Raw genomic sequence first — 10,645 nt, 5'->3', positions numbered from 1 at the left:
GATCCCGCCCCATGTTCCATGCATATCGATGAGGTAGAGGCGATCTGGAGCGCCATCGACAGCGAAGACGACTGGGTGCCCCTCCATGCCAAGGTCGCGGCGATCCGTCGCATGGGCGACGCGCATGGCCGCTATCCGGCTTGCCCCTGACCCATCCCCCAATCATGACAAAGATCGATAGCTTTTTCCTTAACCATTTCCCGCCATAGTCCCATTCAAATGGTTGCGCCGCTTACATCCCATGAACCTGCGACCGGCGCCCTGCTGTGGCAGGGCGATCCGGGCGATGTCGATGCAGAGGTTGCCCGCGCCCGCGCCGCCTGGCCAAAATGGGCGGCACAGCCCATCGCCAACCGCATCGAAACGCTGCGCCGCTTCGTCAATGTCGTACGCAAATATGAAGATGCACTGACGGATCTGATCGCCCGCGAAACGGGAAAGCCCCTGTGGGACGCCCGCAACGAAGTCGCCGCCGTCATTGGAAAGGTCGACATCAGCGTCGCCGCCTATTCCGAACGCACCGGCCAGCGCAGACTGGAAGCGGCACTGGGTGCGCGCCAGTCCGTCCGGCACAAGCCCCATGGCGTCATGGCGGTGATCGGCCCCTATAATTTCCCCGCGCATCTGCCCAACGGCCACATCATCCCCGCGCTGCTGGCGGGCAATGCGGTGGTGTTCAAACCATCGGAAAAAACGCCCGCCGTGGGCGAATTTCTGGTCAAGCTCTATCATGAAGCGGGCGTGCCGGCCGATGCCGTCCGCCTGCTGACCGGCGGCCCGGATGTCGGCAAGGCGCTGACCGCCCATCCAGACATCGGCGGCATCCTGTTCACCGGATCGGCCCAGACCGGCATCGCGATCAACCGCCAGTTCGCCGCGCAGCCGTCCAAGATTCTGGCGCTGGAAATGGGCGGCAACAATCCCCTGATCGTGTGGGACACGCCCGAAATCAACGCCGCGGCGACCATCGTCGTCCAGTCCGCCTTCATGACCAGCGGCCAGCGCTGCACCGCTGCCAGCCGCCTGATCGTGCGCGACAGCATCACCGACAAGCTGGTGGCGGAGGTCAAGAAACTCGCCGACCGGCTGATCGTCGATCATCCCCATGCCGACCCCGCCCCCTATATGGGACCGGTGATCGACAATCAGACCGCCGACGGCCTGACCGAAAGCTTCCTGTATCTGATGAGCAATGGCGGCAAGCCCATCAAGCATATGGTCCGCCCGAAAAAGGGGCTGCCTTTCCTGACACCTGCCATCATCGACGTGACCGGCATGACGGAACGTCCCGACGTCGAACTGTTCGGCCCGCTGCTTCAGGTGATCCGCGTACCCGATTTTGGCGCGGCCATAGCGGAGGCGAACAACAGCCGATACGGCCTGTCCGCATCGCTGATCGGCGGATCGCCCGAACAATATAACCAGTTCTGGTCGAATATCCGCGCGGGCCTGATCAACTGGAACCGTCCGACCAACGGCGCGTCATCCTCCGCCCCGTTCGGCGGCACCGGCCTGTCGGGCAATCATCGCCCCAGCGCCTATTATGCCGCCGATTATTGCGCCTATCCGGTCGTGTCCGCCGAAATCGAAACGCCCCGCGCGTCGATCGGCGTGGGCCTCAAGGACATCGATGTCAGCGCCATGGGGGATTAGCGCAAAAACATTTCCTAATCCCCCGCATACCCATTCTGAATTGAACTTGAGCTGCGCTTTCGCCATCTGCCCACCATGGCTGATACAGCACCCTCCACGGTTCACCTTGTGGGCGCGGGACCGGGCGACCCGGACCTGCTGACCGTCAAGGCCGCGCGCCTGATCGGCAGCGCGGACGTGATCGTGCATGACGGGCTGGTGACCGACGCGATCCTGTCGCTCGCTTCGCCCCATGCCGAACTGATCTCCGTTGCCAAGCAGCGCAGCCGCCATTCCATGCCACAGGATGCGATCAACGCCCTGCTGGTCGACCTTGCCCGTGAAGGGCGCAGCGTCGTGCGGTTGAAGGGCGGCGATCCCTTCATCTTCGGCCGCGGCGGTGAAGAAGTGGACGCCTGCCGCGCCGCCGCTATCCCCGTCGACGTCGTTCCGGGCATCAGCGCCGCCATGGGCAGCGCCGCGCAGGCGCAGCTCCCCCTCACCCATCGCGAAGCGTCCAGCGCCGTCAGCTTCGTTGCGGGCCAGTGCAAGGGGCTGACCGATCAGGACTGGTCCGGCCTTGCGGGAAAAGGGCGCACGCTCGTTATCTATATGGGCGTGGCGACCGCTGCCGACATCGCCGACAAGCTGATCGCGGACGGCGTATCGCCCGCCATTCCCGTCGCGGTGCTGGAAAACGGCACCCGCGCCGATATGCGGACGCTGCGCACGCTGCTCGCCGATCTTGGCGACATGGTGGTGCGCGAACGGGTCAAAAGCCCCGCCCTGATCGTGGTTGGCGAAGTCGCCACCCACGCAATGGCGCGCGATGTGATGATCGCCTGTCGGGATGCGGCCTTGAATATGAAGGGCGCGGCAACGACCGGGCCGGATGGGATTGAAGGGTAGAATGAAGATTTTGACGGGCAATGACCTGGTGAGCGGAGACGTCATCTGGTGGGCAGGCGACGGCTGGTCGCGGCAGGTGGGCGACAGCGCCGATGTCGGCGACCATGGCGACGACCTGGCCCGCACCGAAGAAGCCGCGCTGCGCGTCGTGGGCGCCTATGTGATCGACGCCACGGTCACGGACGACGGCGTCCGCCCCGCGCATATCAAGGACCGCATCCGCGCGCTCGGCCCGACCGTGCGCCCGGACCTCAACCTCAAACCGAACGACGCCGACGCCGGCAACTGGGTGATCTGACCATGTATCGCTATGACAGCTACGACCAGTCCATCGTCGATGCCCGCGTCGATGAATTTCGCGATCAGGTGCAACGTCGCCTGACCGGTGCCCTGACGGAAGATCAGTTCAAGCCGCTGCGCCTGATGAACGGCCTCTATCTGCAACTCCACGCCTATATGCTGCGCGTCGCCATCCCCTATGGCACGCTGTCGGGCAGGCAGATGCGCAAGCTGGGCGAGATCGCGGCGAAATATGACAAGGGCTATGGCCATTTCACCACGCGCCAGAATCTGCAATATAACTGGATCAAGCTGGCCGATGCGCCCGACATCCTCGCCGAACTGGCGACCGTCGAAATGCATGCCATCCAGACCAGCGGCAATTGCATCCGCAACATCAGTTCGGATCAATATGCCGGTGTCGCCGCCGACGAAGTGGCCGATCCCCGCCCATGGGCCGAACTGCTGCGCCAATGGTCCAGCTTCCACCCTGAATTCACCTATCTGCCGCGCAAGTTCAAGATCGCGGTCATCGCGTCGGACGACGACCGCAGCGCCATGCGCCTGCACGACATCGGCCTGAAACTGGTATCGAAGGATGGCGTCATCGGCGCGGAAGTCTATGCCGGTGGCGGCATGGGCCGTACCCCCATGGTCGCCCCGCAGATCCGCGACTTCGTGCCCGAAGACGAGATCGTCTCCTATCTCGAAGCCTGCCTGCGCGTGTACAACCGCTATGGCCGCCGCGACAATAAATATAAGGCGCGCATCAAGATCCTGGTCCACGAACTGGGCGTCGAAGAATATAAGCGTCAGGTGGAGGAAGAGTTCGCCCATATGCGTACCCTCGGCCTCAATCCGCCGACCCAGGAACTGGATCGCATCCGCCCCTATTTCGCCAACCCGACCTATGAAACGGACATCAGCGAAGACATCGACCGCACCGACCCCGCTTTCGCTTTGTGGGTCGATCGTCAGGTCGTGGCGCACAAGCAGCCGGGCTATGCCATCGTCAACATCAGCCTGAAACCGCTGACCGGCATCCCCGGCGACGCGTCGGCCGAACAGATCGAACTGATCGCCGGCCTTGCGGAACAATATTCGCTGGACGAACTGCGTGTCACCCATGCGCAGAATCTGGTCCTGCCGCATGTGAAGAAGGCGGACCTGTACACCATCTGGCAGAATCTGGAGGGAATCGGCCTCGCCGAAGCCAATCTGGACCTCATCACCGACATCATCGCCTGCCCCGGCCTCGATTATTGCGCGCTCGCCAATGCGCGCTCGATCCCGCTGGCGCAAAAGATCGCGCAGCGCTTCGCCGATGCGGAACGTCAGGCGGAACTGGGCGAACTCAAGCTCAAGATTTCGGGCTGCATCAACGCCTGCGGCCACCATCATGCCGGGCATATCGGCATATTGGGCGTGGACCGGAAGGGCGTGGAGAATTTCCAGCTGCTGCTCGGCGGATCGGGCGCGGAGGACGCCTCGCTCGGCCAGATCACCGGCCCCGGTTTTTCGGAGGATGGCGTGGTCGACGCGATCGAAAAGGTCACCGACATCTATCTTGCCGAACGCACCGACGGCGAACGTTTCCTCGATACCTATCGCCGTATCGGCATGAAGCCCTTCAAGGAGGCGATCTATGGCTGAGTTCCTTTCCTTCCGCGAAGGCGAAGCGGCCCAGGAACCGGCCGTGACCGTCGAATCCTTCACCGGTCAGTCCAATGCCACCGCCGTGCGCATCGAACCGGGTGAGGATGCGCGCGAACTGCTGCCCCATCTGGAACGGCTGTCGCTGGTGGAGGTGAACTTCCCCGCCTATGGCGACGGACGCGGCTATTCGGCCGCCCGTATCCTGCGCGAAGCGGGCTATCAGGGCGAACTGCGCGCCGTGGGCGACGTTCTGGTCGATCAGATCAACGCCATGCGTCGTTGCGGCTTCGACAGTTTCCACCCCGCAAAGCCGCTGGACGACGCCGCGGTGGAACGGGCGCTCACCCGCTATGCCGACGTCTATCAAAAGACGATCGATGGCCGTCAGCCCGTCTGGGCGAAACGGCATCCGGAGAAAATAGATGGCTAAGCCTGTTCGCCAGATCGACGTGATCGATGCCCGCCCCGCCTTCACGCAGGCCGATGCCGACGCATTGAATGCGCGGTTCGATGGCATCGATACGCTCACCATGCTCAAGACCGTGTTTGCAGAGGGCCTCGCCGGCAATGTCGGCGTCGTTTCTTCCTTCGGTACGGAAAGCGCGGTGCTGCTCGATCTGGTGGCAAAGGCGGACCGGACCGTTCCCGTCATCTTCGTCGACACGATGAAGATGTTCGCCGAAACGCTGAACTATCGCGACACGCTGATCGCCCGCTTCGGCTTTACCGAAAGCCGCACCGTCGCGCCGATGGCAGACGTCATCGCGGCGAAGGACGAAACTGGCCTGCGCTGGTCCTACGATCCCGATGGCTGCTGCGAAATCCGCAAGGTCGAACCGATGAAGCGCGCCAAAAATGGCCTCGACGCGTGGATTTCGGGCCGCAAGGCATTCCAGTCGGTCACCCGCCAGAACCTCCCCCGGTTCGAAGTGGAGGATGGCCGCCTGAAACTGAACCCGCTGGGAGACTGGACGAAAAGCGACCTCGAAACCTATTTCGACCGCGAAAACCTGCCCCGCCACCCGTTGGAGTCGCAGGGCTATCTGTCCATCGGCTGCGAACCCTGCACGTCGAAGGTCATGCCGGGGGAAGACCCGCGCGCGGGCCGCTGGCGTGGCTGGGACAAGGTGGAATGCGGCATCCATTCGCCTGTATCCGCCATCCCGGCTCACACCGCCGACCCTGACGATCCGGCAAACCTGCCCGCATTCTGATCGGCGCGGATTCACCCGCTTCGTCGTCGCTTTGGGGGTTCCCCCGCCCGTCCTGCCGCTTTAAGGGTTCGCCCGTCAGCGGGGGCAGGCACGACGACAGGCAGGTGAATGATATGGCGGCAACAGCATGATCGGGCAATTTCGGATCATGCTGCGCCGGGCGCGGGTGATGATGCGCCGCCATGGTCCCGAAGCGCTGATCTGGCGGCGACGCATCGCCATATTGGCGGGCGCGGTGCTGGTGGGCCTCACCGCCCTGCTCTTCGCCGAACTGGCCGACCATGCGGGCGCGCTGTTCCGCCGCATGGTCACATGGTGCTGGTGGTTGCCGCTGGTCGTCACGCCGCTGGGCTTTGCCAGTTTCGCATGGGTGACCATGAAACTGGCGCCCGCCGCCAAAGGTTCTGGCATACCGCAGGTCATCGCCGCCGCCCGCAATCCCGATGAAGGCATGAAGGCGCTGGTGTCGGCCCGCACCGCCTTCGTCAAATTCTGGCTGACGATCGGCACCCTGTTGTTCGGCGCATCGGTCGGTCGCGAAGGGCCGACGGTACAGATTGCCGCCAGCATCATGGGCTATGCTCACCGCATCATGCGCATCCCCTTGCGCGCATCCGTCTTCATCGCGGGCGGCGCAGCCGGGGTCGCGGGCGCGTTCAACACCCCGCTCGCCGGGGTCGCCTTCGCCATCGAGGAACTGGCCGCCGCCTATGAACAACGCATGACGCTGCTCGTCATGGCTGCCGTGCTGATCGCGGGGATGGTCAGCCTTGGCCTTGCGGGCGACTATGTCTATTTCGGCGTCATGCGCCAGACGCTGAGCGTGCACGACGCCCTGATCGCCGCCCCGGTCGCGGGCTTTCTGGGCGGCATCGCAGGTGGCCTCTTTTCCCGGCTGATGCTGGCGTCCGGCTCCACGGCTCTGGGCCCCATCGCATGGCTGCGCGCCCGCCCGGTCGTGATGGCGCTGTCCTGCGGCATCATCGTCGCGCTGCTGGGCGTGACGACGGGGCTGACATGGGGCACCGGTTATGAAACCGCGCATAATGTCATCAGCGGCGACGATGTCCCGCTCTGGTTCGGCGCGGCGAAATTCCTGTCGACGCTGGCCACCGCCGTGTCCGGCCTGCCCGGCGGTATCTTTGCCCCGTCGCTGTCCGTGGGCGCGGGCATTGGCGACATGCTGCGCAGCCTGTTCCCCACCTATCCACAGGGCGCGGTCGTGCTGCTGGGCATGGTCGCTTATTTCACCGGGGTCGTGCGTGCGCCGCTGACCGCCGTCATCATCATATCGGAAACCACGGCCAGCCGTGGCCTGATGATGCCGCTGCTCGCCGCCGCACTGGTTGCGGACTTCTCTGCGCAGCTGGTCAGCAAGGAACGGCTGTATCACGGCCTTGCCAAACGGTTCGAACTGCCCAAACAGTGACGCTGGACGGCGGCATGCGACCGCGCAATATACGTCCGCCATTCAAGGACATAAGGGAGTCGCCCATGGATCGCCGCCAATTCCTGACCACCAGCGGCGCGGCCGCCATTGCCGCCGCCGCGCCCCGCGCTCTGGCCCAGACGGCCGGCGCCGACGACGCCCGCCTGACCGCCGCCTTCGCCGCGATATTCGAACGGCAACTGGACCTGTCCCCCGCCATGGTCACCAGCCTAGGCCTCGACAAGGGCGCACGCGCCGGCGCGAAGAGCCAGCTGAATGACAACAGCAAATCCGCCATGATGAAGAATCTGACCGCGACGCAGGGCGCGATCAAGGAACTGGAAGCCTATAAGACCGCCAAACTGTCCGAAGCGCAGCGGCTGAACCTCGACGTCATCCTCTATTCGCTGGATCAGCAGACGGTCGCCCCGGCGAAATTCGGCCTCAACAGCGCCGTGCGCCCCTATCGCATATTCCAGCAGGGCGGCAGCTATTTCCAGACGCCCGATTTCCTGAACACCGCCCATACCATCAACGCCGCGTCGGATTGCGAAGCCTATGTTGCGCGGCTGGAGGCGTTCGCCCGCAACCTGCGCACCGACACCGCGCTCCAGCGGGATGAGGCGGCACGCGGCTATCTGGCGCCGGGCTGGTCGCTCGACCTGACGCTGGGCCAGATGAAGAAGCTGCGCGGCCAACCCGCCGCCGAATGTTCGATGGTGCAATCGGTGGTAAAGCGCGCTGCGGCGAAGAATATCGCGGGCGACTGGCAGGCGCAGGCCGCCGCCGTGGTGGAAAAATCCATCTACCCCGCGCTGGACGAACAGATTGCCGCCATCGAAGCGCTTCGGGGCAAGACGGCTGCGGGCGATGGCGTATGGCGCACCCCGCGCGGCGATGAAATCTACGCCGCCGCGCTCAAGAGCGCGACCACGACGGACCTGAGCGCCGACCAGATCCACGCCATGGGGCTGGAACAGGTCGCCGACATCAGCGCGCAGCTGGACACGATCCTGAAGGGCGCCGGCTATACGAAGGGCACGATCGGCGAACGGCTGGCCGCGCTGAACGTCGAACCGTCGCAGCTCTACGCCGACAGCGCCGAAGGCCGCGCCCAACTGCTGGCGCAGCTCAACCGCGACGTCGACGCGATGAAAGCGAAGCTGCCACAGGCCTTCGCCACCATTCCCGATACCGCGCTGGAAATTCGCGCCGTGCCCGTCGAAATTCAGGATGGCGCGTCCAACGGCTATTATAACCGCGCCGCGCTGGATGGATCGCGCCCGGCCATTTATTTCATCAACCTCAAGGATGTCGGCGACTGGCCCAAATATGGCCTGCCTGCGCTCACCTATCATGAAGGCGTGCCGGGCCATCACCTCCAGATCTCGACGGCCCAGACGGCGGGCGACGTACCGATGCTGCGCAAGACCGCCTTCATGAGCGCCTATACCGAAGGCTGGGCGCTCTACGCCGAACAGCTGGCGGACGAACTGGGCGGTTACGCCACGCCGCTCGACCGGGCGGGCTATCTTCAGTCCTTCCTGTTCCGCGCCGCGCGTCTGGTGGTCGATACCGGCATCCATGCGAAGAAATGGGACGTGAAGCAGGCGACCGACTATATGGTCGAAAAGACCGGCTTCGCCCGCCCCCGTTGTCAGCGCGAAGTCGAACGCTATTGCACCCAGCCGGGTCAGGCGACCAGCTACAAGGTCGGTCATGGCGTATGGACGAAGGCGCGGGCCAGCGCGCAGGCGATGCTGGGCACCGCCTTCGACATCAAACAGTTCCACACCATTATCGAGGAAGGCGCGATGCCCCTGTCGATGCTGGAGGCACGCGTCGCCGCCCGTGCCGCGGCGATGAAGGGCTGACCTCCACCCCCGGCTCTTTCATCGCCGCCGCAAACATGACACCTTCGGGTCGGCCTGCCAGTCAGGCCCGACCGGGAGAGTGACGATGCGCGTGATGGTACTGGTAAAGGCGACGCAAGACAGCGAACGGGGTTTCGAACCCGGCCCTCAATCCGCCGCGATGATGGAGGCGATGGGCCGGTTCAACGACGCGCTGCGCGACGCAGGCATATTGGTGATGGCCGATGGCCTGACGCCGTCGTCGCAGGGCAAGCGGATCGCCTTTGACGGGGATAATCGCACCGTCATCGACGGCCCCTTTGCTCATCCTGACCAGCTGGTCGCCGGTTTCTGGCTATGGGACGTCAGGGACATGGACGAAGCGGTCGCATGGGCAAAGCGCTGCCCCAACCCCATGCCCGGTCCCAGCATGCTGGAAATCCGGCCCTTTTACGACCTCAACGACTTCGCCTGATACAGAAACGGAGACAGCGAAAGAGACAATTGGCGCGATGGTCGCGCACCCGCACTGAATTTCCGTGCGATTGTCACCTTCGCTGTCCCACTTCCTGTCTTTAACCGATCATCATCAGGCTGGCGTTGCCGCCCGCCGCCGTGGTGTTGACCGATGTCGACTGTTCTTCCAGCAGCCAGTCGAGGCAATAGCCATGGCCATGATCGTCGGCATGAACCGACACGATCGGGCCGGGCAGATCGGCGACGCACTGGACGGTCGCCGCGACCTTCGCCTGGTCTCCTTCCACCAGCGCCGCGCCATAATGGCCGGTGGCGTCGCTGCTGAAACAGGCTGCAACATCGTCGGGCAGGCCCTGCGGCAAAGTCATCCCCTGCACCACGCCATGATTGCCGGTCGCCAGGATCGCCGCCATCTGACGGAACAGGCCCTGCCGCGTCGCTGGCCGCATCAATATCCGCCCGCGCGGATGCAACGCATAGACATTGCGTTCCCCCACCGGCCCGGCCAGTTCCAGCTGAACGCCCAGCGCGGACATGTCCCCCGTGCGCCGTGCCTGCGCCGCGGCTTCATGATCGCCCTGCGCGTCCAGCCAGTCGGCAAAACCATGCAACGGCGATTGCAGATGGCTGACCCGCGCCGCGAACACCGATGGCGTCGACACCAGCCGCCCCAGATAGAGCGGCCCGCCCGCCTTCGGCCCCGTTCCCGACAGGCCGCATCCGCCAAAAGGCTGCACGCCCACGATCGCGCCGATGACGTTGCGGTTCACATAGATATTGCCCACCTTCACCCGCTGCGTCACGCGGGCGACGGTTTCATCCAGCCGGGTGTGCAGGCCAAAGGTCAGGCCATATCCGGTGGCGTTGATCTGATCGACCAGCGCGTCCAGCCGGTCCCGCCTGAACCGCAGCACATGCAGCACCGGTCCAAAGACTTCGCGGCTGAGGTCGGCGATGGACTGGATTTCGATGATGGTCGGCGCGACGAAAGTGCCATGCGTCGCCGTGTCGGGCAGCGCGCTCTGTTCCACCTTGCGGCCCAGCGCCTTCATCGCGTCGCTATGGCGGTTGATCCCCGCCTGCGCCTCTGCCGAGATGACGGGACCGATGTCGACTTTCAGCGCGTCGGTCCGCCCGATCCGCAATTGCGCCAGCGCGCCCTTCAGCATGGTGAGCGTGCGGTCAGCGACATCGTC

Annotated in this window: 10 protein-coding genes and 1 pseudogene; 10 read left to right on the top strand and 1 reads right to left on the bottom strand. The window is 64.4% G+C overall.

All coding sequences use genetic code 11. The annotated features are described in order from the left end of the window. From ACOJSJ_RS11085 to ACOJSJ_RS11040, 10 genes and pseudogenes are all read left to right on the top strand, one after another. Nucleotides 1-150 (top strand): annotated as a pseudogene (locus ACOJSJ_RS11085) (selenoprotein O); the annotation flags it as partial. 69 nt (nt 151-219) lie between these two features. Then, entirely contained in the window at nt 220-1,653 is a 1,434-nt protein-coding gene (gene astD / locus ACOJSJ_RS11080; RefSeq protein WP_420145039.1) for a succinylglutamate-semialdehyde dehydrogenase, read from the top strand. Between the two features lie 75 nt (nt 1,654-1,728). Continuing rightward, a complete protein-coding gene (gene cobA / locus ACOJSJ_RS11075; RefSeq protein WP_420145038.1) occupies nt 1,729-2,541 on the top strand; it encodes a uroporphyrinogen-III C-methyltransferase in 813 nt (270 codons plus the stop codon). A gap of 1 nt (nt 2,542) precedes the next feature. Beyond that, entirely contained in the window at nt 2,543-2,839 is a 297-nt protein-coding gene (locus ACOJSJ_RS11070) for a DUF2849 domain-containing protein (RefSeq protein WP_420145037.1), read from the top strand. 2 nt (nt 2,840-2,841) lie between these two features. Beyond that, on the top strand, nt 2,842-4,473 hold the full coding sequence (locus ACOJSJ_RS11065) for a nitrite/sulfite reductase (RefSeq protein WP_420145036.1): 1,632 nt from the start codon (nt 2,842-2,844) through the stop codon (nt 4,471-4,473). Then, nucleotides 4,466-4,906, top strand: coding sequence for a DUF934 domain-containing protein (locus ACOJSJ_RS11060; protein ID WP_420145035.1), 441 nt, complete (start codon nt 4,466-4,468; stop codon nt 4,904-4,906). The genes ACOJSJ_RS11065 and ACOJSJ_RS11060 overlap by 8 nt, the downstream gene beginning before the upstream one ends. After that, nucleotides 4,899-5,690, top strand: coding sequence for a phosphoadenylyl-sulfate reductase (locus ACOJSJ_RS11055; RefSeq protein ID WP_420145034.1), 792 nt, complete (start codon nt 4,899-4,901; stop codon nt 5,688-5,690). Before ACOJSJ_RS11060 ends, ACOJSJ_RS11055 begins: the two co-directional genes overlap by 8 nt. Nucleotides 5,691-5,817: 127 nt before the next feature. Further along, complete coding sequence (locus ACOJSJ_RS11050; protein WP_420145033.1) at nt 5,818-7,119, top strand: chloride channel protein; 1,302 nt, start codon at nt 5,818-5,820, stop codon at nt 7,117-7,119. A 65-nt stretch (nt 7,120-7,184) separates the two neighbouring features. Continuing rightward, on the top strand, nt 7,185-8,993 hold the full coding sequence (locus ACOJSJ_RS11045) for a DUF885 domain-containing protein (RefSeq protein ID WP_420145032.1): 1,809 nt from the start codon (nt 7,185-7,187) through the stop codon (nt 8,991-8,993). An 85-nt stretch (nt 8,994-9,078) separates the two neighbouring features. Beyond that, complete coding sequence (locus ACOJSJ_RS11040) at nt 9,079-9,447, top strand: YciI family protein (RefSeq protein ID WP_420145031.1); 369 nt, start codon at nt 9,079-9,081, stop codon at nt 9,445-9,447. 100 nt (nt 9,448-9,547) lie between these two features. On the opposite strand, the gene ACOJSJ_RS11035 is transcribed toward ACOJSJ_RS11040, so the two are convergent. Next, nucleotides 9,548-10,645, bottom strand: a 1,098-nt coding sequence (locus ACOJSJ_RS11035) for an aldehyde dehydrogenase family protein (protein ID WP_420145030.1), incomplete at its 5' end; no start/stop codon positions are given.

It is taken from the genome of Sphingobium sp. (assembly GCF_048594625.1).
Classification (GTDB): Bacteria; Pseudomonadota; Alphaproteobacteria; order Sphingomonadales; family Sphingomonadaceae; genus Sphingobium.
This window is presented reverse-complemented; position numbering and strand designations above follow the sequence as displayed.